Origin of the sequence: Methylobacillus sp. MM3 (assembly GCF_001645185.1) — a bacterium.
GTDB lineage: Bacteria > Pseudomonadota > Gammaproteobacteria > Burkholderiales > Methylophilaceae > MM2.
In genome coordinates this window covers 1-421 of sequence record NZ_LXTQ01000022.1, presented here as the reverse complement: position 1 = coordinate 421, position 421 = coordinate 1, and the positions used below count along the sequence as shown (strand labels likewise).

At 32.8% G+C, this 421-nt stretch carries 1 protein-coding gene; it reads left to right on the top strand.

Going from position 1 to position 421, the window contains the following annotated elements:
• Positions 1–372: hydroxymethylglutaryl-CoA synthase (locus tag A7976_RS14835; protein ID WP_131801009.1), on the top strand; the 372-nt coding region annotated here is incomplete at its 5' end.
• Positions 373–421: the final 49 nt, after the last annotated feature.

The window sequence follows — 421 nt, the reverse complement described above, 5'->3', positions numbered from 1 at the left end:
GCTGTAGATTATAACCGTTATGTCGGTAATATTTATACTGGATCATTATATTTAAGCCTAATATCATTACTTGAAAATCGAGATTTACAAGCTGGTGAAACAATCGGTTTATTCAGTTATGGCTCAGGTTCAGTTGGTGAATTTTATAGTGCGACATTAGTTGAAGGCTACAAAGATCATTTAGATCAAGCTGCACATAAAGCATTATTAAATAACCGTACTGAAGTATCTGTTGATGCATATGAAACATTCTTCAAACGTTTTGATGACGTTGAATTTGACGAAGAACAAGATGCTGTTCATGAAGATCGTCATATTTTCTACTTATCAAATATTGAAAATAACGTTCGTGAATATCACAGACCAGAGTAGTCGGTGTATTTAAAACACATATAATAAAACCTAAAAGCAGCAGTAAGAC